This window comes from Pseudomonas aestiva, from assembly GCF_039908605.1.
Classification (GTDB): domain Bacteria; phylum Pseudomonadota; class Gammaproteobacteria; order Pseudomonadales; family Pseudomonadaceae; genus Chryseomonas; species Chryseomonas aestiva.
The window spans coordinates 2,008,360-2,029,747 of record NZ_CP150916.1; the positions used below are offsets into that span (position 1 = coordinate 2,008,360).

Here is a 21,388-nt window from a genome sequence, read left to right on the forward strand (position 1 = left end):
TTCAGAGCGGCAGTTCGCTGCTCGCATAGAAGGCCGTCAGCACCTTGATCAGATGGCCCAGGTCATGGCTGCCGGCCAGTTCGCGGATGGAGTGCATGGCGAAGGTGGGCAGGCCGATGTCTACGGTGTGCACCCCCAGCTGCCCGGCGGTGATGGGGCCGATGGTGGAACCGCACCCCATGTCGCTGCGCACCACGAAGCTCTGTACCGGCACCGCTTCGCGTTGGCAGAGGTCGCGGAAGAAGGCCGCGGTTTCGCTGCTGGTGGCATAGCGCTGGTTGGCGTTCACCTTGATCACCGGGCCGCCGTTCAGTTTCGGGCCGTGGTTGCCATCGTGCTTGTCGGCATAGTTGGGGTGCACGCCATGGGCGTTGTCGGCCGAGATCAGCAGCGAGCGCTGCAGGGTGCGGGTAAAGGCATCCCCGGCGGGCAGCAGGCGTTGCAGCACCTGTTCGAGGAAGGGACCGTCGGCGCCGCAGCAGGAGGTGGAGCCCACTTCCTCGTGATCGGTGCAGACCAGCACGGCGTTCTCGTCGCCCTCGTCGGCCAGCAGGGCGGTCAGACCGGCATAGCAGGACAGCAGGTTGTCCAGGCGGGCGGCGGCGATGAAGTCGTCATCCAGCCCGATCAGGGCGGCGGGCTGGACATCATAGAAGCTCAGTTCGAAATCCAGCACCTCGGCTTGGTCTATGCCGTGTTCCTGCTGCAGGCGCGCGGCCAGCAGGGCGCGGAAGTCGCGCCGCTCGCTGGCAGGCACCTGGGCCAGGATCGGTGGCAGCTCGTTCTGGGCATTGATGGCCCAGCCCTGGTTGGCTTCGCGATTGAGGTGGATGGCCAAATTGGGAATGATCGCCAGCGGCTTGCGAAAGTCGATCAGCCGACTCTGCACCCGGCCCTCGGCACGATAGGTCACCCGGCCCGCCAGGGACAGGTCGCGGTCGAACCAGGGCGCCATCAGCATGCCGCCGTAGACCTCGACGCCCAGTTGCCAGAAGCCCTGCCGCTGCAGCTCCGGCTGCGGCTTGACCTTGAGGCAGGGACTGTCGGTATGGGCGCCGACCAGGCGCAGGCCGCGTTCCAGCGGTTGGGCACCCAGGCGCACGGCGATCAGCGACGAATCGTTGCGGGTGACGTAGTAGCGGCCACCCGGCTGCACGGACCAGCTTTCTCGCTCGTCCAGGCGTTGGTAGCCGGCGGCTTCGAGACGGCGCGCGAGGGTTGCGGTGGCGTGGAAGGGCGTGGGCGAGGTGGAGAGGAAATCGATGAGGCCTTGGATCTGATCGGTACGCATGGACGACTCCGGACGACAAGGCGTCCAGTCTAGGTTCTGGACCCAGGGGAGTCGAGCGTAGCGCCCAGGGCGGACGGCAGCTCAGGGCTCAGCGGCGCTGCAGCACCAGGTGATGGATGTGCCAGTGCTTGGGCCGCCCGACCGCGGTATGGCCGTCCTCCTCCTCTTCCCGCTGCAGGAGGACTTGCCAGTCCCGCAGCAGCTGTTGCAGGACCGCGGCGTCGACGACCGTCACCCCCTTGCTGGCCCAGCTGTCCCGCTCGCCGAACAACTGGCCGCAGAACAGCCCACCCGGGCGCACCGCCGCGGCGATCCCGGTCCAGAGCAGCGGGAAGCGCGCTGGCTCGCAAAAGGGCAGGGCGAAGCTGGAATTGACGAGGTCGCAGGGAGGGATTTCGAGCGTTTCAAAGCGTGCCTGGCGGGTTTCCAGGCGTTTCTGCAGCAGGGTCGGCGTGCGCTCGCGCAGGGTGCTCAGCGCCTCGGCCTCGGCATCCACCGCCAGCACCTGCCAGCCGCGTTCCAGCAGGACGAGGGTGTCGCGCCCGGTGCCACAGCCCAGATCCAGCGCCAATCCTGGCGGATCTGAGCGGGATGAGAGTGCCTGCAGCAGGGTCTCGCGCGGACCGCCCGCGGCGGTGGCGGTGTAGTAGGACGTCCAGTGAGACAAGCGGCACTCCTCTGGCTGAGTGCCTCAGTATGCCAGCGCCCAGGCTTAGAAAGGCGCGGGACTGGTAAAGCTCATCCGCTCGCCCGAAAGGGGGTGGGTCAGCGTCAGCAGGCTGGCGTGCAGGCAGAGGCGCGGCTGGGCCGCCAGCGCCTCGCCCTCGGCGTAGAGCTGATCGCCCAGCAGCGGATGCCCGATGCTCAGCATATGGACGCGCAGCTGGTGGGAGCGGCCGGTGATGGGCGTGAGTTCCACCCGGCTGTAGTAGCCGTGACGCTCCAGCACTTGCCAGAAGGTCAGGGCATGGCGTCCCAGTTCGTGGTCCACCACATGGCGCGGCTTGGTCGGCGGGTCGTAGCGCAGCGGCAATTCGATGCGGCCGCTGTTGGCCTCCGGTTCGCCCCAGCAGAGGGCGATGTAGGCCTTTTCCGTTTCGCGATCATGGAATTGCCGGGACAGCTCGCGATGGCTGTCGGCATCCCGCGCCAGCACGATGACGCCGGAGGTCTCCCAGTCCAGGCGATGGACGATGCGCGCCTCGGGATAGCCGTTTTCCTGCAGGCGGGTCACCAGGCAGTCGCGGTTGTCTTCGGCGCGACCGGGGACCGACAGCAGCAGGGTAGGCTTGTCGACCACCAGCAGGGCGGCGTCCTCGTGGATGATGCGAATGTTGGAGAGGGGCATGGGCTTCCTGGGGCCTGGCGGCGAATCGCGGCACCGCGCTGGGCAGGTACCGAGGATTCGCCATGGCTTAAACGCCAGCGGCGGCCCTGGGGCCGCCGCTGTCCTGCTGCGCTCGCCTTAGCGGTCGGGCAGGGTGATGTTGAGTTCGAGGATCGAGCAACTGCCCTGATTTTCCAGTTCGACCTGGATCTGGTCCTGCTCAATGGGCACGTACTTGCGGATCACTTCCAGCAGATCTTTCTGCAATTGCGGCAGATAGTCCGGCTGCTCGTGGCGACCGCGTTCGTGGGCCACGATGATCTGCAGCCGCTCCTTGGCTATCGAAGCGCTGTTCTGCTTCTTCCGATCGCGAAAGAAGTCGAAGATGTTCATTCGCTACCACCCCCGAACAGACGTTGCAGGAAGCCTTTCTTCTTCACGTCGAGGAAGCGATAGGCCACTTCCTTGCCGAGCAGTCGTTCCACGGTATCACTGTAGGCCTGACCGGCGTCGCTCTGTTCGTCGAGAATTACCGGGATACCCTGGTTCGACGCCTTGAGCACCGCCTGGGATTCGGGGATCACGCCGAGCAGGCGGATGGACAGGATCTCTTCCACGTCCTCGACGCCGAGCATTTCGCCCTTGGTGACGCGCTCGGGGTTGTAACGGGTCAGCAGCAGGTGTTCCTTGATGGCTTCCTCGCCCTTTTCCGCGCGGCGCGACTTGCTGGCCAGCAGGCCGAGCATGCGGTCGGAGTCGCGGACCGAGGAGACTTCGGGGTTGGTCACCACGATGGCCTCGTCGGCGAAGTACATCGCCAGGTGGGCACCCTTCTCGATGCCGGCCGGGGAGTCGCAGACGATGAAGTCGAAGGTCTGCTTGAGTTCGTTGATCACGCGCTCCACGCCGTCCTGGGTCAGGGCGTCCTTGTCGCGGGTCTGGCTGGCGGCCAGCACGAACAGGTTCTCGAGACGCTTATCCTTGATCAGGGCCTGACTTAGGGTGGCTTCGTTGTTGATCACGTTGACGAAGTCGTACACCACGCGGCGCTCGCAGCCCATGATCAGGTCGAGGTTACGCAGGCCGACGTCGAAGTCGACGATGACGGTCTTGTGGCCGCGCAGGGCGAGACCGGTACCGATGGCGGCGCTGCTGGTGGTCTTGCCGACGCCGCCCTTGCCGGAGGTGACTACGAGTACTTTGGCCAAACTGATTCACCTTGATCGAAAGGAATAACTGAAGCGACTCGATGCCCTCGGTGACGAGATTGCAGGCAGTGTCGCGCTTCGTGTTGTCGTTGGCGGCTTAGGCGCCAAGTGCGAAAAATTCGCGGAAGTATCCGTCAAAGACGGGTGATGTTCAACACATCTCCCACCAGACTGACCTGTACCGGATTGCCCCATTGTGGATGGCGTCGCAGGTCCTCGGCGACCTTGTACTGGCCAGCGATGGAGAGCAGTTCCGCGGTCAGCTGCTGGCAGAAAATCCGCGCTTTAGTATCACCTTTTACCCCGGCCAGCGCTCGGCCGCGCATGGGGCCATAGACATGGATGTTGCCGTCGGCGAGCAATTCGGCGCCCGGGCTGACCGGCGCCAGCACCACCAGGTCACCGGCCGGGGCATAGAGCTGCACACCGCCGCGCACCGGGGCGGTGATGATCTTGGTCGGATTGATCGTCGGTGCGGCCGGTTTGGGCGGTTCCGCCGGCTTGACCGGCTCGCGATCGCGCGGTTCGACCTGGCGTTCACGCCCGCCGGAACTGACTGGCAGGATCGGCAGGTCGTAGTCGTTGGCGGCGGCCAGATCCCCGCTGCGACTGGCGCGTAGGGCCAGGGTGCGCAGGCCGTGCCGGCGGCAGAGGTCGAGGAGGGCGCCCAGGTCGAGCGGGCCGGCATCCTCGGCGAGCTTGTCGAGGCCCAGTACCAGCGGCGTTTCCTGGAAGAAGTTGGGGGCCTGGGCGACCTTCTGGGCCAGTTGCCGGTCCAGGCGCCCCAGGTCGTTGCGGAGAAGCTCCAGCACGGTCACGGCGAGCATGTTGCCCTTGAGCTGGAAGACGGAGTCGCTTTCGGAAGGATCGGCTGCGGTCATGGTGGGTACTTGTGCTTGGATGGCGGGACTTATAGCGGGATGCCCCGCGTGTCGCAACCCTCACCGGGTCTGGGGGACCATGACTGTGAAGGCTACGGGAAATCTGCGCGAGCCCTGTAGAATGGCGCGACTTTTTCATGCAGGAGTTCCGATGGAGCGGCCGTCTTTCCGCCTCGCCTTTCTCAATCCACGTTATTGGCCGCTCTGGCTGGGGCTGGGGCTGCTCTGCCTGCTGGTGCAACTGCCCTATGCCGTGCTGCTGCGATTCGGCCAGGGACTCGGCTGGCTCTTCTATCACGTCGCCGGTCAGCGCCGCGCCATCGCCCGCCGCAATCTGGAACTCTGCTTTCCCCGGCTCGACGAGCGGGCACGCGATCGCCTGCTGAGGCGCAACTTCGCCAGCAGCGCCATGGCCCTGCTGGAGATGGCCATGAGCTGGTGGTGGCCGCGGCAGCGCCTGGCCCGCCTGGCCCATATCGAAGGCCTCGAGCATCTGCAGGCCGCTCAGCGCGAAGGTCAGGGGGTGATCCTCATGGCGCTGCATTTCACCACCCTGGAAATCGGCGCGGCGCTGCTCGGGCAGCGGCACACCATCGATGGCATGTACCGCCAGCACAAGAATCCGGTGTTCGACTTCATCCAGCGCCGCGGTCGCGAGCGCCACAACCAGGACGCCACCGCCATCGAGCGCGAGGACGTCCGCGCCATGCTCAAGGTACTGCGCGCCGGACGGGCCATCTGGTATGCGCCCGACCAGGACTACGGCGCCAAGCAGAGTCTGTTCGTGCCGCTGTTCGGCATCCAGGCAGCCACGGTAACGGCCACCACCAAGTTCGCCCGCCTGGGGCGCGCACGGGTGCTGCCCTTCACCCAGGAGCGCCTGGCGGACGGTTCGGGCTATCGCCTGGTCGTTCATCCGCCGCTGGCCGACTTCCCTGGCGAGAGCGAGGAAGCCGACTGCCTGCGCATCAATCACTGGGTCGAGCGCTGCGTCAGCGAGTTGCCCGAGCAGTACCTCTGGGCCCATCGGCGGTTCAAGACCCGTCCGCCCGGCGAGCCCAAGCTCTATCCGAAGAAGAAGCGCTAGATGAGTCTGGGCGGCGAGCGGCGCACCGGGCTGATTCTGGCCGGCGGTGGCGCGCGGGCCGCCTATCAGGTCGGGGTGCTGCAGGTGGTGGCCGATACCCTGGCGGTCCGTTCCGAGAATCCCTTCCCGATCCTCGTCGGTAGCTCGGCGGGCGCGCTCAACGCCGCCGTGCTGGGCTGCGGCGCCCTGGATTTCGGACGTGCGGTGGATCGCCTGGCGGCGGTCTGGTCGAGCCTGGAAACGGCGATGATCTATCGCAGCGACTGGGCCGGGGCGAGCCGCCAGGCCGCGCGTTTCGCCTGCAGACGCTGTTCGGCGCCTGGCGCCAGGAACCGCTGGCCCTGCTCGACAACGCGCCCCTGCGGGCGCTGCTCAGCCGCGAGCTGGATTTCTCCGGGATCACCGCGGCCTTGCGCCAGCGCGCTTTGCGAGCCGTGGCGGTCACGGCCTTCGGTTATGCCTCGGGCCAGGCGATGACCTTCTACCAGAGTCATGGCGCGCTCGATCCCTGGTTTCGTCATCGGCGCGTCGGGGTGCCGGCACGGCTGGCGGTCGACCATTTGCTGGCCAGCACGGCCATTCCACTGTTCTTTCCGCCGGTGAAGGTCGGGCGGGAGTTCCTGGGCGACGGTTCGGTACGGCAGACGGCGCCCATCAGTCCGGCGCTGCATCTGGGGGCGGAGCGTATCCTGGTGATCGGACTCGGCGCGCCTGGGGGTCACGAGCACGGACTGCAGGGTCGGCCGCCGACGGTGGCGCAGATCGGCGGTCATCTGCTCAACAGCACCTTCGTCGATGCCCTGGACAGCGATACCGAAACCCTCCGGCGCCTCAATCTGCTGAGTCGCGCCCTGCCAGCAGGGGACCCGGTCAGCGGACGCTTCTGCCGTCCCGTGGACATGCTGGTGATCTCGCCCAGCCAGCCGCTGGCGGACATCGCCACCCGGCACCGCAAACGCCTGCCACCGGCGTTGCGGCAGTTGCTGCGGGGAGTCGGGGTGAATCGGCCTTCGGGCAGTGCGCTGCTCAGCTATCTGCTGTTCGAGGCGGCCTACTGCCAGGAACTCATGGCGCTGGGGCGGACCGATGCCCTGGCCCGCCTGCCCGAGCTCCAGACCTTTCTCGCCAGCGCCTAGGCCTTATTCGGCGATCTGCAGTTCCCGCGCCTTGGTGTAGAAATAGCGGATCTTCTCGTACTCGAAGGGCGAGTTAAGCTGGCCGTATCTCATGTCGGTCACGTACCTGAGGTTGATGCCGCGCAGCACCATGATTTCCGGATGACGACCGCTTTCGTCGCTGACGTTGAGGAAGTTCACCTGGGCTTCAGCGGCGAAATCCACCGCCAGACCGCCGGTATCGCGCAGGTTGGACGGGCCGAGGACCGGCAGCATCAGGTAGGGGCCATTGCCAACCCCATAGAAGCCCAGCGTCTGGCCGAAGTCTTCCGGCTGCTTGATCAGCCCGACGCGAGTCGCCGGGTCCCACAGGCCGAACACCCCGATGGTGGTGTTGAGCAGCAGGCGGCCGGTGGTGTCCAGGGCGCGGCGGCCCTTGAACTGCAGCACGCTGTTGAGCAGGTTGTTGACGTCGCCCAGGTTGCTGAAGAAGTTGCTCACGCCCGAACGTACGAAGCGTGGGGTGATCCAGCGGTAGCCGTTGACCACCGGCAGCAGGACCCACTCGTCCAGCCGATAGTTGAAGTGGTAGACGTGGCGATTCCAGGATTCAAAGGGATCGTAGACGTCCAGGGCGACCAGGGACGCCCGTTCGAATTCGCGCTGGTCCAGACCCGGGTTGTACTTGAGGGTTGACAGCGGATTGCTGAAGCCATCGGCGCCCACCGGCGCGGCCGGCATGGTGTCCGAGCCGATGGTCAGGGTGGAGGAGGGCGGTGGACTCGATTCGGCGGCGAAGACCGAGGCACTGGCCATCAGGAGGAGAGCGAGCAGGGACTTAACCACGGGCGAAGAACTCCAGCATGGCGTTCGCGTTGACGCGGTAGTTGAGATTGCCGCAATGGCCGCCGTGGGGATAGACGGTCAAGCGATCGCCAAAGGTCTTGCGCAGGAAACCGAGGTCGCCCGGGCCGAGGATGATGTCGTCGGCATTGTGCATGACGCCGATCTTCGGGCTGCTCTTCAGATAGTCTTCCAGCGCGACGAGGCTGGACTTGCGCGCCAGGTCGTCGAGGTTCTGCCCCTTGAAGTTCTTCTGCCAGAACGGCATCACCTGCTCGGTCATGTAGCAGTCGAAATCGCACTGCAGCGAACGGGCGAAGAAGCGCGTCAGGCTGGTGCCCTCGCTGATGGGGTAGGTCGGCGGGGTGATCAGGCCGCGGCGGTTGATCAGGTCGGACGTGAAGGCGATGTCAGCCGCCGAGAAGCGGAAGGACGAGCCGATCAGCATGGCCAGTTCTTCGTTGCTCAATCGCTCCGGTGAGCGCTGGAAGTCGCGCACCACGGCGTCGTTGAAGTCGACGTAGCCCTTCTCCTGGAAGTAGCGGGTCAGCTTCGACAGGATCAGCTCGTAGAAGGTGCGGTTGTTGGTCACGCCCCTCACCTCGGTCTGCACCAGGCGATCCAGGTTACGTACCGAGGTCAGCAGATTGACCGGCGGATTGACCATCAGCACCTTCTTGAAGTTGAAGCTGCGCTGGCTCTCGTCCAGGTAGGAGACGAAGGCGGCGTCCAGGCCGCCCAGGCTGTAGCCGGTCAGGTAGTAGTCGGTGACCGGCAGCTTGGGATGCTGGGCGCGTACCGCCTGCATGGCGCGATAGAGATCCTCGGCATCGTGCGGGGTGTAGCCCGGGGTAGCGGTGCGCGACACCGACACCATGAAGTCCCAGCTGGTGGGCGAGGACAGCTGCACCACGTGGTAACCGGCCGCGTAATACAGCCGCTTGAGGTATTCCTGGGTACTCGAGGAGTAGTTGGCCCCGGTACCGGCGATCAGGAAGATCAGCGGTGCCGGATGGTCCTGGCGGGCAAGACGGTAGTGGAATTTCTTCACCGGCCAGAAGTTGCCGGGCAGCTGGTATTCCCGTTCCGGACGCAGGTTGAGGCTGTAGTCATCCTGGTCGATGGTGCTTTCAGGCGGCAGCTCGGGACGGAATTTTTCCGGCGTGGTAACGATGGTGGCTTCGAAAGGATTGACCAGTGGATAGCCATAGGTGGCGGCATCCACTTCGGCGGCCGCGTGCGCGGTAGCCCAGAGACCGGAAAACAGCGCGCCCAGCAGGGCGGCGACGCGCAACGAAAGACGCATGGACAGAGTCCTTTCAGAGGGCTTGAGAGCGTAGGTAAGACAACGGCCCGCCAATAGGTTGCATCGGCAGGTGCAGGTTTCTGCGCGGCGTCGATTACAGAGCGGTCGCCGGGCTGCGTCAAGCGACATCGCATGTCGTGAAAAGTGCAGCTCCTGTCGCTAACCGGTCGTTATGCGTCGCCCAGACGGTAGTGGCCATCTTGCATTGCCCGAATGATGGGGGTGGGGCAACCGCCCGACTTCCATAGCGAGAGGACTGCTGCATGAGCATGGTGAAGAAACTGTTGGGAATAGGACTCGGTGTCGCGCTGACCTCGGCCATGAGCCTGGCCCAGGCGGCCAAGCCCGAAATCACCATCGGCTACGTCGATGGCTGGGCCGATAGCGTGGCCACCACCCATACCGCAGCTGAAGTGATCCGCCAGAATCTGGGCTACGAGGTCAAGCTCATGCCGGTGGCCGCCGGCATCATGTGGCAGGGCGTGGCGCGCGGCAAGCTCGACGCCATGCTGTCCGCCTGGTTGCCGGTCACCCATGGCGCCTACTACGAGAAGATGAAGGACCAGGTGGTCGATCTGAACGTCAACACCCCCGACGCCAAGATCGGTCTGATCGTGCCGGAGTACGTCAAGGCCAACAGCATCGCCGATCTGCAGGCGCAGAAGGCCGACTTCGGTGGCCGGATCGTCGGCATCGACGCCGGTGCCGGGGTCATGCTCAAGGCCGACCAGGCGATCAAGGACTATGGCCTGGACTACAAGCTGGTGGCCAGTTCCGGTAGCGGCATGATCGCCGAGCTGACCCGGGCCGAGAAGGACCAGAAGCCGGTCGTGGTGACGGGCTGGGTGCCGCACTGGATGTTCGCCAAGTGGAAGCTGAAGTTCCTCGAAGATCCCAAGGGTGTGTTCGGCGGCTCCGAGCATGTGGACACCGTGGCCAACCCCGCGCTGGAAGCCAAGGCCAAGCCGGTCTGGGATTTCCTGAAGAAGTTCGCCTGGCAGCCGGGTGAGGTGAACGAGGTGATGCTGGCGGTGGAAGAGGGCAAGAAGCCGGAAGAGGCCGCCAAGGCCTGGATCGCTGCCCATCCGGATCGCGTGAAGTCCTGGCTGCCCTGAGGGTTGGCTGAATGAAAAACGGGCCCTGCGGGGCCCGTTTTGCTAGCTGTGCAGCTGCTCGGCCGCGTACAGCGTGTTTTCCAGCAGGCAAGCGCGCGTCATCGGGCCGACGCCACCGGGAACCGGAGTGATCCAGCTGGCGCGCTCGCAGGCACTGTCGAATTCCACGTCGCCCACCAGACGGCCATCGGCCTGGCGGTTGATGCCCACGTCGATGACGATGGCGCCGGGCTTGATCCATTCACCCTTGACCAGTCCCGGCTTGCCCACGGCGACGACCACCAGATCGGCCTGGCTGACGTGGTGTTCGAGGGAGCGGGTGAATCTGTGGGTCACGGTGGCGGTGCACCCGGCCAGCAACAGTTCCAGCGCCATGGGCCGACCGACGATGTTGGAGGCGCCGACCACCACCGCATCCAGCCCATAGAGGTCGACGCCGGTGCTGTGCAGCAGGGTCATGATGCCCTTGGGCGTGCAGGGGCGCAGCTGGGGATTGCGCTGTGCCAGGCGACCCAGGTTGTAGGGATGGAAGCCGTCGACGTCCTTGTCGGTGCGGATGCGTTCCAGCAGCTGGGTGGCATCCAGGTGCGCGGGCAGCGGCAACTGCAGCAGGATGCCGTCGACGCTGGTGTCGTCGTTGAGCCGGTCGATCAGGGCTTCCAGTTCTGCCTGGGTAGTGCTGGCCGGCAGGTCATGGGCATAGGAGTCGAAACCGACCTCTTCGCAATCCTTGCGCTTGTGCGCCACATAGACGCTCGAGGCGGGATCGGTGCCGACCAGGATGACGGCGAGGCCAGGGGCGCGCAGTCCGGCGCTACGACGTTGAGAGACTCGCTGGGCAATATCCTGGCGCAGGCGGGCGGCAATGGACTTGCCGTCGATCAGTTGGGCGGTCATGGGCGATTTCTGGTGGTGACGGAAAGAGGTCGGCTATTTTCGCATGGACGGGCCCGCTGGCAACAGAGAAGCCTCTGCGGCGGCTAACTCATTCTTCTGCTTAAAAATTTTTTAAAAATTAGTTGACGGGTCGGCGGGAGCTTTATAACATTCGCCCCGCTTGCCGAGCACAGCCCAAGTCACTGACAGGGGCCAGGCAAGAGGCTTCTCACCAAGGAAGTCTCTGCTAGGGCAGCTGCCGTAACAGGCGCCCGTAGCTCAGCTGGATAGAGCATCCGCCTTCTAAGCGGATGGTCGCAGGTTCGAGTCCTGCCGGGCGCGCCATTGGCGGTTCGGCGACGGCAAGCACGTAAGATATGGTGGGCGTAGCTCAGTTGGTAGAGCACAGGATTGTGGCTCCTGGTGTCGTGGGTTCGATTCCCATCGTCCACCCCATATTCAGCGAACGCCAGACCTCGTGTCTGGCGTTCGTCTTTCAAGCGTCTCGCGGACGTGGTGGAATTGGTAGACACACCAGATTTAGGTTCTGGCGCCGCAAGGTGTGAGAGTTCGAGTCTCTCCGTCCGCACCAATCAAGATGCACAGCAGAAGACCGGCCCAGCGCCGGTTTTTTTGTGCCTGGGATTCAGGTGGCGGCCAGCGGGTGTCCAGTGCTGGTACCCGGTCTCAGTGCAGATGCCGCAGCAGCGGCGCACAGAGCGCGACGGCGAACGAGGTGCCGAACACCAGGGTCTTGGTCCACCTCTGCAGGTTGCGCTTGCGATTGCCCGGCGCGGAGGAGACCTCTGCCGTCGCAGGCTGATGATCCGGGCTGTCGAACAGGGTGATCGAGCGGGTCAGTTGGGTGCGCATGATCCGACCTCTTGCCGTCTGCACTAATTGTTATTGGCACTTTCAAGACTAATGCGGCGGGCGGGTAATGCAAGATGCGGGCGGATTCGGGGCGAGTGACGGCTGCGCGGTCGAACACTGACCCGGTCAAGGACGGCCTCGCAGCTGCTGCGGGAGCGGCGCGACTGGCGACAAACGGTCAGTTGAAGGTCTCGGCCAGCAGGAACAGGGCGCCGCCGATGGCTCCGCCACTGAGCAGCACCAGGCTGATCAAGGCGCCCCCGACGAAGTGGGCGATGTCGTCACTGATTTCGTATTCCGCTTTCATGCTCGGCTCCAGAGGATGGCTGCCGCTACAGATAGCAGCCGTGCGTTACAGCGCGACGACGGCGGGCGTGCCGGGTTAGCTAGTCGCCCAGTTCAGCCAGAGGGTCTGCTCTTCGCTGAGCTGACCGACCTCGCGCAGCGCCCGTTCGAGGTCTTCCCGGACCCGGCGCTTCAGGTCGGCATTGAGATCGACCTGGGCACTCTCCGCCAGACGATCGGCGAGCGAAAGGTCCGCGCTGAGCTGGCGCAGCCGGGGGCCGATGAAATCCTTGTGCTGCATGAGCCGCTCCTGTCTCCTGATACCGCCGAGTGTGGCATGCGCCGCCTTTGGCTGAACACAGACTGGAAAAATATTGTCTGACTTGATTGGTTAAAAGTCGGACTTTCGGCAGCTCATGTCGTTTTCAGGTCCGAGATGTCAGCTTTTTCATAGGGAAGAAGAAATCATGAGCGGGACTTCAACTCGCAAGTTGCTGGTGTTGACCGCAGGTTTCGGCCTGCTGGTAGTGGCTGCAGTGGCAACCACCCACCGTAGCGATTCGACCAGCAGTGAGCCAGCCGTGGTGGCGACCACCACGCCCCCGGTAGCGGCCCACGCACCCACCACGGGTACCCATTCGGTCGCGGACGAACACAAGCAGGATCTCGAGAGCTTCCTGGCGCAGGCGAGCCTGGCGCCCTGCGGCACCGTCATGCCGGCGACCGTTAACGATCCCGCCTGCCGTGCCGCCATCGAGGCGCATGCTCGGCGCGCCGGCTATGGCGACGAAGAGGTCGCGGCCTATCTGAATGCCCACCAGAGCCGCTGACCCGGGAATTTAGTGTTATCGGTTATAAGCAAAGACCCTTTCAATATAGGTCGGTCTAACCTGAGTAGTTATCCTGTGCGGCCGCAAAATGAGCCGACAACGGCAATTGGGGCTGTAATGGAAGTAGGGGCGTTGGGCTTCGTGATCGCGGGGCTGGTGGTTGGCTTCATCGTTGGCATGACGGGCGTGGGTGGTGGCTCGCTGATGACCCCCATCCTGCTCTGGTTCGGGATCAACCCCGCGGCAGCGGTAGGCACCGATCTGCTCTATGCCGCCATCACCAAGGCGGGCGGCGTCTTCGTCCACCAGCGCAACCGCAACATCGACTGGACGGTGACCGGCTGGCTGGCCGCCGGCAGCGTACCCACCGCCGCCCTGACGCTACTCGCCCTGGCGCTGCTGCCCGGTGATCAGCACGCGACCAATGCCCTCATCAAGCATGCCCTGGGCATCGTGCTGCTTTTGACGGCCCTGGCCATTCTCTTCAAAAAGCAGATCTTCGCCTTTGCCAGCCGCCATGCCAGCGACAGATTTCACCTGAGTGCCAGGCGGCTCAATGCCCTGACGGTGCTTACCGGCGCAGTGCTGGGCTTCATGGTGACCCTGACTTCCATCGGCGCTGGGGCTCTGGGCACGGTGGCGCTGTTCCTGCTCTATCCGCTGATGGCGACCCGGCGCCTGGTCGGTACCGAGATCGCCCATGCGGTACCCCTGACGCTGGTGGCGGGACTCGGTCACGCCGGGTTGGGCAATCTGGACTGGCATGTTTTGGGCTTTCTGCTGCTGGGGTCCTTGCCGGGGATCTTCCTAGGCAGCCATCTCTCCGGACGCGTACCGGATGGCGTGCTGCGACCCTGTCTGGCGGTCATGCTGCTGGTCATAGGCGCCAAGCTGGTGGTCTGAACGTCGGGGGGAAACTTAAGGTCGTTCATCGGACGACTATTGGCAATCCGCCAGGAGAAAACATCTCTAGGATAGACGGTGTTCAATTTGTTATCGCGATTGCCGATAACCTGTTCGCCGAGTTCTCTCCTGGAGCTGCCCATGTTTTCCGCCTCTGCCGAATCCGCTGCTGTCGACGATGCCTCTGCCTATCACGCCCTGCGCCAGGCGCTGGACCGCTCCCTGGCGGTGATCGAATTCGATCTGCAGGGCACGATCCTTCACGCCAACGACAACTTCCTGCAGACCTTCGGCTATCGCCTCGACGAGATCAGCGGGCGACAGCACCGCCTGTTCTGCCCGCCCGGGGTGGCGGAGAGCGAGGACTATCAGGACTTCTGGGCGGCGTTGGCGCGCGGCGAGTTCCACAGCGGTGTCTATCGCCGCAAGCACAAGGACGGCACTCTGAGGTGGATTCGCGCCACCTACAATCCGTTGCTGGATGCGCAGGGGCGCCCGCAGCGCATCATCAAGTTCGCCACCGACATCACCGAGACGCGGCTGCAGGCGGTCGAGTACGAAGGCAAGATCGAAGCCATCCATCGCTCCCAGGCGGTGATCGAATTCGATCTGCAGGGCAACGTGCTCTGGGCCAATGACAACTTCCTCGGCATGACCGGCTATGCGCTGGACGAGTTGCGCGGGCGTCATCACAGCCTGATGTGCCCGGCCGAATACGCGCGTTCGGCGGAGTACGCCCTGCTGTGGAATCGCCTGGGGCAGGGTGTCTTCGATACCGGGGTCTACAAGCGCATCCGCCGCGATGGGCGACCGATCTGGATCCAGGCCACCTACAACCCCATCCTCGACAGCGACGGTCGACCCTACAAGGTGGTGAAGTTCGCCACCGATGTGACCGATGCGCAACTGCAGGCCGCCGAATTCGCAGGCAAGATGGCCGCCATCGACCGTGCCCAGGCGGTGATCGAATTCGATCTGCACGGCAACATCCTGACGGCCAACGAGAACTTCCTGTCGGCTCTGGGTTACAGCCTGGACGAGGTGCGTGGCAAGCATCACCGGATCTTCTGCGAACCCGAGCATGCCCGCTCGCCGGGCTATCGGCTGTTCTGGGAAAAGCTCGGCCGCGGCGACTTCGATGCCGGGCTGTACAAGAGACGCGCCAGCGACGGCCGCCAGGTGTGGATCCAGGCCACCTACAACCCCATCCTCGATGCTGAGGGCAAGCCGTACAAGGTGGTCAAGTTCGCCAGCGACGTCACCGAGACTCAGCTGCGCAACAGCGACTACGAAGGCAAGGTGGCGGCCATCGACCGATCCCAGGCCATCGCCGAATTCTCCCTCGACGGCACAATGCTCGCCGCCAACCGCAACTTCCTGCTGGCCCTGGGTTACCAGACCGATGAAGTGGTGGGCAAGCATCACCGCATCTTCTGTCCCGACGACTATGCCCGCTCGGCGGAGTACCGGCTGTTCTGGGATAAATTGGCGCGGGGCGAATTCGACGCCGGGGTGTACAAGAGACGCAACAGCCGGGGCGAGGAGATCTGGATCCAGGCCACCTACAACCCGATCTTCGACGCCGACGGCAAGCCGTGCAAGGTGGTGAAGTTCGCCGTGGACATCACCGAAAGCCAGATTCGCAACAGCGATTATGCGGGCAAGGTGGCGGCCGTCGACCGCGGCCAGGCGGTGATCGAATTCGATCTGACCGGCAAGATCCTCGAAGCCAACCGCAACTTCCTGGCGACCCTGGGCTATCGGCTGGAGGAGATCCGCGGCCAGCATCACCGCATCTTCTGCGAGGCGGAGCACGTCGCCTCCGGCGAGTACCGCGAGTTCTGGGCGCGGCTGGCCCAGGGCGAGGTGTTTGGCGGGCGCTTCATGCGGCTGAGCAAGTTCGGCCAGCGGATCTGGATCCAGGCCACCTACAACCCCATCTTCGACGCCGATGGGCAGGTGCACAAGGTGGTGAAGTTCGCCACCGACATCACGCGCCAGGTGGAGATGGAACAGCACGTGCGGCAGAAGATCGAGCAGATGAATCTTTCGCTGCACGCCCTGACCCGCTCCATCAACCAGATCGCCGAGACCACCGACGACGCCAACCGCATGGCCCGACGCACCCTGGAAGAAGCCGAGCGTGGTTCCCTGACCCTGACCCGCTCGCTGGACGCCATGGAGGCCATCGGTACCACGGCCGGAGGCATCCAGGACATCGTCCAGGTGATCAGCGACATCGCCAATCAGACCAACATGCTCGCCTTCAACGCCGCCATCGAGGCGGCTCGCGCCGGCGAGCACGGCCTGGGCTTCTCGGTCGTGGCCGATGAGGTCCGCAAGCTGGCCGAGAAGTCGTCCCAGGCGACCAAGGAAATCAACAAGCTGATCCTTGAATCGGTCAAGAGCATCGCCCAGGGCAGTGAGATCTCGCGCAGCGTGGGCGAGGCCTTCGGCCTGATCGCCGAAGGGGTGGGCAAGACCCAGCAGTCCATCGAGGCCATCAACGGCTCCACCGCGGCCCAGCTCGACGATGCGGCGCGGGTTAATCAGCTGATCCAGGAACTGGACGCGGCCACCACCCTTTCGCCGGTGGTTGGGGGAGGACGGCCGTGACCCAGGGTGTGGTGCGGATCGGCGAACTGGAAGTCGCGCTGTCCGCCCAGGCCCTGGAACGCGTGGTGCCCTGGCCGGAGCGCCTGGCGCCTCATCCAAGTCCGGTGCCCTGGTTGCTGGGCCTCTTCGAGCTGGGCGGCCAGCCGCTGCCGCTGGTGGACGGCCATTGCCTGCTGGGGCTGCCGGCGGTCGAGCACGAGCGCCGGATCGCCGTGATCCGTCATGGGGGTGGACGCTTCGGCCTGGCCATCGATGGGGTGGTGGACATCCTCAAGCTGGCGGATGACGCCATCGTGCAATTGCAGGGGGCGCCCGGGCGCCTGCTGGGACAGGTGCATTTGCAGCCAGAGACCGGCCGGTTGGTGCATCTGCTGGACATGCCGGCGCTGGCCGCCTTGCCGGGCTTCGAGGTCAGTGCCGACAGGCCGCCGGCGCTACAGCGGCAGGCCGCCATTGGCACGGAAGCGGAGCGGCTCTATCTGCTGTTCGAGTGCGATGGGCGGCGCCTGTGCCTGGATGCGGCGGTGGTGCAGGAGCTGGTGGATCGACCGCAGCTGACGCCCAGCGAATTCGCCAGCGACAGCTGTCGCTACCAGGTGCAGCTGAGAGGCCAGGCCTTGCCGGTGCTGGAGCTGTCCGAGCTACTGGGGCTGGCCACGCCCGCCCAGGCTCACCATGAGCAGCTGCTGGTGCTGGCGGCGGGCGACCGGGGTCAGTATCGGGTGGCCTTCGGCTTCCAGCGGCTGCTCGGCATGTGGCGGCGGGATCCGGCGCAGTGCGCGCCGCTGCTTGGCTTCGGGCTGGAGCAGCCCGGGCTGTTGCGCGGGGTGTTCAGCGCCGCGGAGGGCCAGGCGGCCATCGTGATCGATCACCTGGCCCTGGGGTGCCAGGAGGCGGCGGTGGCCTATGCGCGGATCTATCGCACCGATCGAGACCTGCTGCGCGAAGAGCGGCGTCAGGTCCGCCGCCAGCCGTGCCTGACCTTTCTCGCCGAATTGCTGTTCGCCGTCCCGCTGGAGCAGGTGGCGGAGGTCTTGCCGCTGCCGGCGCACTACCTACGCCTCGGCCAGCGGGATCCGCGGTTGCTGGGATTGATGGAGGTCCGCGGCCAGCAGATCACCCTGGTCTGCCTGCGGACCCTGGCCGGTGCGACAGCGGTGGAGTCTGGTCCCGGCGATCAGGTGATCGTGGTGGAAGGGCAACGCCAGCGCCTGGGTTTCGTGGTGCAGCGGGTCGAGGCCATCGAGGCCTTTACCGAGTTGCGCGCCGATGCCCTGGCGCGCAGCTGGCAGTTGCCAGGGGAGGGCGGGGCAGTACCGGCGCAGCGGGCGCAGAGCTGGGTGGGCGTAGGATCCGCGGGCAACAGTCGCCAGGCGACCCTGATCGATCTCGGGGCGCTGGTGAAACGTCTGGAAGGTCAGGCCCGGCAGACCCTTCCGGAGCGCGTGGCTGCGACAGTTTGACGATACCGCTCGTCGCTTCGTCGAACGGTCGGGTAACGGATTACCCGTGGCTTTGTCGGCCACCGCAGGCGTCCCTCATCAAAGCGGTACCGGCAAGCTAGAGCGAGTGGTGTTTGCCGGAAGTCGCCAGGTGGGGCGCGCCACCCGCGCCGCCGCTGCCGGAGCCGGGTGCAGGCGTTCATCAGCGAGTTGTCAAGAAATCCCGCGGCGCGTCGAACCAGAGGAAGACACAACTTTCCTGGGTGATCCCATGTTCAACTCCGCACTCAAACGCCGCATCGCCGATCTCGAAGCCGAACTGTCCGAACACCGCCAGGTCAGCGCGGCCTTCCATCAGGATTCGCTGCATCTGCTGCTGGACGCCCAGGGCCGGATCGAGGATTTCAACGAGAACTTCGCACTCTGCCTGGGCTACGCGCCCGGCAGCCTGACCGGGCGGAATCTGGACGAGATCATTCCGGACTACGTGAAGAAGCTGGTCTGCTACGGCGATCTCAAGCGCAGCTTCAGCGAAGGTCACCAGGCCAGTGGCATCTATCGGCTGCTGCGCGGCACGGGCGGCGTTGCCTGGCTCTATGCGATCTGGACGCCGGTGCGTGACAGCCAGGGCCAGGTCAAGCAGATCCGCTGCTATGCCTACGACCGGACCGAGCAGGTGGAAGTCTCCACCGAGCACTCGGGCATCATCAATGCACTGCTGCGCTCCACCGCGGTGATCGAATTCGATCTGTCCGGTGAGGTGCTCACCGCCAACGAGCGCTTCCTGCAGGGCATGGGCTATTCGCTGGCGCAGATCGTCGGCAAGCACCATCGGATGTTCTGCAGCCGTGAAGAGGCCGAATCGGCCGACTATCGCGCCTTCTGGGAGCGGCTCAACCGGGGTGACTACGTGGCCAGTCGCTTCAAGCGCATCGACAGCCATGGCCGCACGGTCTGGCTGGAAGCCTCCTACAACCCAGTGCTCAACACCCGCGGCGAGCTGTACAAGGTCATCAAGTTCGCCACCGTCATCACCGAACAGGTGGAGCAGGAGCTGGCGGTGGCCGAAGCCGCGCGGGTCGCCTTCGACATTTCCCAGACCACCGACGAAAGCGCCCGTCAGGGTGCGGCAGTGGTGCAGGACACGGTGGCGGTGATGACCCGCATCGCCGACGAGATCCAGGTCGCCGCCAATGGCATCGAAGACCTCGGCAAGCAGTCGCTGGTGATCAGCGCCATCGTCAAGACCATCAGCGGTATCGCCGAGCAGACCAATCTGCTGGCGCTCAACGCCGCCATCGAAGCCGCCCGGGCGGGCGAGCAGGGCCGGGGTTTCGCCGTGGTGGCGGACGAGGTCCGGCAACTGGCCGGGCGCACCAGCAAGGCCACCGAAGAGATCGTCGGGGTGGTGCAGCAGAATCAGCAACTGGCTCAGACTGCGGTCAGCAACATGGCCGCCAGCCGCCAGCAGGCGGAGCAGGGGCTGCACCTGGCGAGCAACGCCGGGGTACGCATCACCGAGATCCAGGAGGGCGCCCGCCAGGTGGTGGGCGCGGTCAGCCAGTTTGCCCGGCGGCTGAGTTAAGACTGTTCGTCCCAGCCAGGAGCGCTGTACCACGCATAACAGGTCGCATCGAGTTCCAGCCAGCGACCCTGGTGGATGACCATCCGGGTCGCCACCTCCGGGCTGGCCAGACCGGTCGCCACCAGCAGGCTGCGGATCAGGGCGCCATGGGCCACCAGTAGCGTGGGACCCTGGAGTTCTTCTAGCAGCGGGCGCACCCGCTCGGCGGCATCGGCATAGCTTTCGCCACCGGGTACCCGGAAGGTATAGGGCTCGGCGACGCGTCGGGCGTGCTGCTCCGGATAGCGCTGGGCGATGGTCGGCATGTCCAGTCCCTCCCAGTCACCAAAGGCCTTTTCCGCCAGGCGCGCATCGCGGGCCTGGCTTCTTGGCGTGCCCGGCAGCTGCGCCAGGATCAGATCGAGCGTCGCGCTGGCGCGTTGCAGCGGACTGCTCAGGCAGGCGAAGCGAGAGATGTCGAGGCGGTCGCGCAGGGCCAGGCCCACGGCTTCGGCCTGGGCACGGCCGCGCGCGTTGAGGGTTATGTCCTGGCGACCCTGGAGGCGACCACTGGCGTTCCAGTCGGTTTCGCCGTGACGGATCACCAGCAGGGGAGAAGGGAAGGGCAAGGGTATCAATCCAGAGCAGTGGGCAGGGTAAGGAGAAATCTCAGGTGGCCGGCTTCCAGGCGCGCGACCAGACTGCCGCCATGGCCGCGGGCGATTTCCTGGGCGAGATAGAGGCCCAGGTCCAGGCGGGCGGGCTGCTCGGAATCGGCCTGGGTCAGCAGCGGCTGGAACACCTGGTTCAGGGTGGCAGGCTCCACCACGGCGGTGCGGCTTTCCACGGCGAGGCGGTAGCAGCGTTCGTCGAGCACGCCGCGCAGCAGCAGGGTGCCACCAGCAGGGTTGCGGGATGCGACCCACTCCAGCAGCGCCTCCACCGCCTGCAACAGGCGCGGCAGGTCGAGGCGCAGGGCGGCGGGTAGCTCCGGCAACTCGCTGCCCAGGGTCTGGTCGGGGAAACGCGTCTGCAGCCTGGCGAGCAGGTCCAGGAGCCGTTCATTGGCGCCTGCCACCAGGGCCGGTTTCAGGGGCAGGCCATGGCCCAGGCGGACGCGCACGAAGTCGGCGGCCGCAGCGCTGCGTTCGGCCAGGCGCCGGGCCTCGGTCTGCCAGCGCTGCGCCTGGGAGGCATCCACGGGCGCGTCCTTGGCCAGCGCCTGCAGCGGATGCTGCAGATCCTCCTCCAGCAGCACCAGCAACTGTTCGCGCAACGGTGTGAGATCGAGGTCGCCACGCGGGCCGGGACTTTCTTCGCGACGCTGTTCTTCGCGGGCGAGGAGTTCGCCCAGCAGGCGGGCAAAGCCGTCCAGCGTAGCGATCACCGGGCGCTGCTCCAGCAGCGGTGCGGGTTGGGGATCAAAGGCGCACAGCGTGCCGAAGAAGGTGCCGTTGGGTCGAAACACCGGGACCGACAGGTAGCTCTTCCAGCCATAGAGGCCGGGCGCCGGGTGATCACAGTAGGTGGGGTTCTGGGTCACGTCGCTGATGATCACGGCGTCGTGGGAGGAGCGTACGTGGTTGCAGAGGGTGGATTCGAGGTCCAATTCGGCGCCGGGTTGCAGGCCGAAGGCGATGCGATCTTCCACCGCGCAGGCGATCCAGCGCTGCTCGGTGACCTCGGCGACGGTGGCGACCCCAAGGCCGCTGACATCACAGACGACGCGCAGGAGCGCCGCGACGGAATCCAGGGACGCCAGCAGCTCGATGCTTTCGACGGTGCTGGAGAGTTGGCTGGGCATGACGCTGTAGTTCTCTGACGGA

21 protein-coding genes, 3 tRNA genes and 1 pseudogene are annotated in these 21,388 nt (G+C 65.3%); 11 read left to right on the forward strand and 14 right to left on the reverse strand.

All coding sequences use genetic code 11. From position 1 onward, the window contains the following. Position 1 precedes the first annotated feature (1 nt). The 6 genes from AABM56_RS09280 to minC form a co-directional block, all read right to left on the reverse strand. The gene (locus AABM56_RS09280) at positions 2 to 1,291 is read right to left on the reverse strand and encodes a M18 family aminopeptidase (RefSeq protein ID WP_347884031.1); all 1,290 of its coding nucleotides are present in this window, start codon (positions 1,289 to 1,291) and stop codon (positions 2 to 4) included. A gap of 88 nt (positions 1,292 to 1,379) precedes the next feature. Then, complete coding sequence (locus tag AABM56_RS09285) at positions 1,380 to 1,958, reverse strand: class I SAM-dependent methyltransferase (protein WP_347884032.1); 579 nt, start codon at positions 1,956 to 1,958, stop codon at positions 1,380 to 1,382. A 45-nt stretch (positions 1,959 to 2,003) separates the two neighbouring features. Next, positions 2,004 to 2,639, reverse strand: a complete 636-nt coding sequence (locus AABM56_RS09290) for an RluA family pseudouridine synthase (protein ID WP_133859343.1) — start codon at positions 2,637 to 2,639, stop codon at positions 2,004 to 2,006. Positions 2,640 to 2,756: 117 nt separating this feature from the next. Continuing rightward, on the reverse strand, positions 2,757 to 3,011 hold the full coding sequence (gene minE / locus AABM56_RS09295; RefSeq protein ID WP_017642793.1) for a cell division topological specificity factor MinE: 255 nt from the start codon (positions 3,009 to 3,011) through the stop codon (positions 2,757 to 2,759). Continuing rightward, entirely contained in the window at positions 3,008 to 3,826 is an 819-nt protein-coding gene (gene minD, locus AABM56_RS09300) for a septum site-determining protein MinD (RefSeq protein ID WP_133859342.1), read from the reverse strand. Before minD ends, minE begins: the two co-directional genes overlap by 4 nt. Before the next feature lie 134 nt (positions 3,827 to 3,960). Continuing rightward, positions 3,961 to 4,707 carry a septum site-determining protein MinC gene (gene minC / locus AABM56_RS09305; RefSeq protein WP_133859341.1) on the reverse strand — a complete coding sequence of 249 codons (747 nt, stop codon included), beginning with the start codon at positions 4,705 to 4,707 and terminating at the stop codon, positions 3,961 to 3,963. Positions 4,708 to 4,858: 151 nt separating this feature from the next. Between minC and AABM56_RS09310 the strand changes: the two genes are divergently transcribed. Both AABM56_RS09310 and AABM56_RS09315 read left to right on the forward strand, forming a co-directional pair. Continuing rightward, positions 4,859 to 5,794 (forward strand): lipid A biosynthesis lauroyl acyltransferase, encoded by a 936-nt coding sequence (locus AABM56_RS09310; RefSeq protein ID WP_133859340.1) that lies wholly within the window; start codon positions 4,859 to 4,861, stop codon positions 5,792 to 5,794. Beyond that, positions 5,795 to 6,930 (forward strand): annotated as a pseudogene (locus tag AABM56_RS09315) (patatin-like phospholipase family protein). Positions 6,931 to 6,933: 3 nt separating this feature from the next. Here AABM56_RS09315 and AABM56_RS09320 read toward each other — a convergent pair. Together AABM56_RS09320 and AABM56_RS09325 are read right to left on the reverse strand one after the other, a co-directional pair. Continuing rightward, the gene (locus tag AABM56_RS09320; RefSeq protein ID WP_252977306.1) at positions 6,934 to 7,650 is read right to left on the reverse strand and encodes a VacJ family lipoprotein; all 717 of its coding nucleotides are present in this window, start codon (positions 7,648 to 7,650) and stop codon (positions 6,934 to 6,936) included. 97 nt (positions 7,651 to 7,747) lie between these two features. Then, complete coding sequence (locus tag AABM56_RS09325) at positions 7,748 to 9,058, reverse strand: alpha/beta fold hydrolase (RefSeq protein ID WP_133859337.1); 1,311 nt, start codon at positions 9,056 to 9,058, stop codon at positions 7,748 to 7,750. 263 nt (positions 9,059 to 9,321) lie between these two features. Between AABM56_RS09325 and AABM56_RS09330 the strand changes: the two genes are divergently transcribed. After that, entirely contained in the window at positions 9,322 to 10,173 is an 852-nt protein-coding gene (locus AABM56_RS09330; protein ID WP_007162182.1) for a glycine betaine ABC transporter substrate-binding protein, read from the forward strand. Between the two features lie 42 nt (positions 10,174 to 10,215). On the opposite strand, the gene folD is transcribed toward AABM56_RS09330, so the two are convergent. After that, a complete protein-coding gene (gene folD, locus AABM56_RS09335) occupies positions 10,216 to 11,070 on the reverse strand; it encodes a bifunctional methylenetetrahydrofolate dehydrogenase/methenyltetrahydrofolate cyclohydrolase FolD (RefSeq protein ID WP_133859336.1) in 855 nt (284 codons plus the stop codon). Between the two features lie 247 nt (positions 11,071 to 11,317). Between folD and AABM56_RS09340 the strand changes: the two genes are divergently transcribed. The 3 genes from AABM56_RS09340 (at position 11,318) to AABM56_RS09350 (ending at position 11,641) form a co-directional block, all read left to right on the forward strand. Further along, a tRNA-Arg gene (locus AABM56_RS09340) sits at positions 11,318 to 11,394 on the forward strand. A gap of 35 nt (positions 11,395 to 11,429) precedes the next feature. Then, positions 11,430 to 11,505 (forward strand) — tRNA-His (locus tag AABM56_RS09345). A 51-nt stretch (positions 11,506 to 11,556) separates the two neighbouring features. Then, a tRNA-Leu gene (locus tag AABM56_RS09350) sits at positions 11,557 to 11,641 on the forward strand. 95 nt (positions 11,642 to 11,736) lie between these two features. Here AABM56_RS09350 and AABM56_RS09355 read toward each other — a convergent pair. From AABM56_RS09355 to AABM56_RS09365, 3 genes are all read right to left on the reverse strand, one after another. Further along, positions 11,737 to 11,922 (reverse strand): hypothetical protein, encoded by a 186-nt coding sequence (locus tag AABM56_RS09355; RefSeq protein WP_133859335.1) that lies wholly within the window; start codon positions 11,920 to 11,922, stop codon positions 11,737 to 11,739. A 178-nt stretch (positions 11,923 to 12,100) separates the two neighbouring features. Next, on the reverse strand, positions 12,101 to 12,229 hold the full coding sequence (locus AABM56_RS09360; protein ID WP_260175664.1) for a hypothetical protein: 129 nt from the start codon (positions 12,227 to 12,229) through the stop codon (positions 12,101 to 12,103). Positions 12,230 to 12,304: 75 nt separating this feature from the next. After that, entirely contained in the window at positions 12,305 to 12,508 is a 204-nt protein-coding gene (locus tag AABM56_RS09365) for a hypothetical protein (RefSeq protein WP_133859334.1), read from the reverse strand. 166 nt (positions 12,509 to 12,674) lie between these two features. Here AABM56_RS09365 and AABM56_RS09370 point away from each other — a divergent pair, with 166 nt between their 5' ends. The 5 genes from AABM56_RS09370 to AABM56_RS09390 all read left to right on the forward strand — a co-directional run bounded on the left by AABM56_RS09370 (position 12,675) and on the right by AABM56_RS09390 (position 19,583). Next, entirely contained in the window at positions 12,675 to 13,037 is a 363-nt protein-coding gene (locus tag AABM56_RS09370; RefSeq protein WP_133859333.1) for a hypothetical protein, read from the forward strand. A gap of 117 nt (positions 13,038 to 13,154) precedes the next feature. Continuing rightward, positions 13,155 to 13,940 (forward strand): sulfite exporter TauE/SafE family protein, encoded by a 786-nt coding sequence (locus tag AABM56_RS09375; RefSeq protein WP_133859332.1) that lies wholly within the window; start codon positions 13,155 to 13,157, stop codon positions 13,938 to 13,940. A gap of 141 nt (positions 13,941 to 14,081) precedes the next feature. Next, a complete protein-coding gene (locus AABM56_RS09380) occupies positions 14,082 to 16,556 on the forward strand; it encodes a PAS domain-containing methyl-accepting chemotaxis protein (RefSeq protein ID WP_133859331.1) in 2,475 nt (824 codons plus the stop codon). Then, positions 16,553 to 18,019: a chemotaxis protein CheW gene (locus AABM56_RS09385; RefSeq protein WP_263258685.1), complete on the forward strand. Its 1,467-nt coding sequence runs from the start codon at positions 16,553 to 16,555 to the stop codon at positions 18,017 to 18,019. Before AABM56_RS09380 ends, AABM56_RS09385 begins: the two co-directional genes overlap by 4 nt. Before the next feature lie 250 nt (positions 18,020 to 18,269). After that, the gene (locus AABM56_RS09390; RefSeq protein WP_133859330.1) at positions 18,270 to 19,583 is read left to right on the forward strand and encodes a PAS domain-containing methyl-accepting chemotaxis protein; all 1,314 of its coding nucleotides are present in this window, start codon (positions 18,270 to 18,272) and stop codon (positions 19,581 to 19,583) included. Here the strand turns inward: AABM56_RS09390 and AABM56_RS09395 are convergent. Continuing rightward, positions 19,580 to 20,191 carry a histidine phosphatase family protein gene (locus AABM56_RS09395; RefSeq protein WP_178083866.1) on the reverse strand — a complete coding sequence of 204 codons (612 nt, stop codon included), beginning with the start codon at positions 20,189 to 20,191 and terminating at the stop codon, positions 19,580 to 19,582. The genes AABM56_RS09390 and AABM56_RS09395 overlap by 4 nt on opposite strands. Positions 20,192 to 20,196: 5 nt before the next feature. Then, the gene (locus AABM56_RS09400; protein ID WP_133859329.1) at positions 20,197 to 21,366 is read right to left on the reverse strand and encodes a GAF domain-containing protein; all 1,170 of its coding nucleotides are present in this window, start codon (positions 21,364 to 21,366) and stop codon (positions 20,197 to 20,199) included. Positions 21,367 to 21,388: the final 22 nt, after the last annotated feature.

Bases quoted from the DNA above. Each gene is read 5' to 3' on its own strand.
- AABM56_RS09280 (WP_347884031.1), bottom strand. From the start codon at position 1,291: ATGCGTACCGATCAGATCCAAGGCCTCATCGATTTCCTCTCCACCTCG.
- AABM56_RS09290 (WP_133859343.1), bottom strand. From the start codon at position 2,639: ATGCCCCTCTCCAACATTCGCATCATCCACGAGGACGCCGCCCTGCTG.
- minE (WP_017642793.1), bottom strand. From the start codon at position 3,011: ATGAACATCTTCGACTTCTTTCGCGATCGGAAGAAGCAGAACAGCGCT.
- minC (WP_133859341.1), bottom strand. From the start codon at position 4,707: ATGACCGCAGCCGATCCTTCCGAAAGCGACTCCGTCTTCCAGCTCAAG.
- AABM56_RS09310 (WP_133859340.1), top strand. From the start codon at position 4,859: ATGGAGCGGCCGTCTTTCCGCCTCGCCTTTCTCAATCCACGTTATTGG.
- AABM56_RS09320 (WP_252977306.1), bottom strand. From the start codon at position 7,650: ATGCCGGCCGCGCCGGTGGGCGCCGATGGCTTCAGCAATCCGCTGTCA.
- AABM56_RS09325 (WP_133859337.1), bottom strand. From the start codon at position 9,058: ATGCGTCTTTCGTTGCGCGTCGCCGCCCTGCTGGGCGCGCTGTTTTCC.
- AABM56_RS09330 (WP_007162182.1), top strand. From the start codon at position 9,322: ATGAGCATGGTGAAGAAACTGTTGGGAATAGGACTCGGTGTCGCGCTG.
- folD (WP_133859336.1), bottom strand. From the start codon at position 11,070: ATGACCGCCCAACTGATCGACGGCAAGTCCATTGCCGCCCGCCTGCGC.
- AABM56_RS09355 (WP_133859335.1), bottom strand. From the start codon at position 11,922: ATGCGCACCCAACTGACCCGCTCGATCACCCTGTTCGACAGCCCGGAT.
- AABM56_RS09360 (WP_260175664.1), bottom strand. From the start codon at position 12,229: ATGAAAGCGGAATACGAAATCAGTGACGACATCGCCCACTTCGTCGGG.
- AABM56_RS09365 (WP_133859334.1), bottom strand. From the start codon at position 12,508: ATGCAGCACAAGGATTTCATCGGCCCCCGGCTGCGCCAGCTCAGCGCG.
- AABM56_RS09370 (WP_133859333.1), top strand. From the start codon at position 12,675: ATGAGCGGGACTTCAACTCGCAAGTTGCTGGTGTTGACCGCAGGTTTC.
- AABM56_RS09375 (WP_133859332.1), top strand. From the start codon at position 13,155: ATGGAAGTAGGGGCGTTGGGCTTCGTGATCGCGGGGCTGGTGGTTGGC.
- AABM56_RS09380 (WP_133859331.1), top strand. From the start codon at position 14,082: ATGTTTTCCGCCTCTGCCGAATCCGCTGCTGTCGACGATGCCTCTGCC.
- AABM56_RS09390 (WP_133859330.1), top strand. From the start codon at position 18,270: ATGTTCAACTCCGCACTCAAACGCCGCATCGCCGATCTCGAAGCCGAA.
- AABM56_RS09400 (WP_133859329.1), bottom strand. From the start codon at position 21,366: ATGCCCAGCCAACTCTCCAGCACCGTCGAAAGCATCGAGCTGCTGGCG.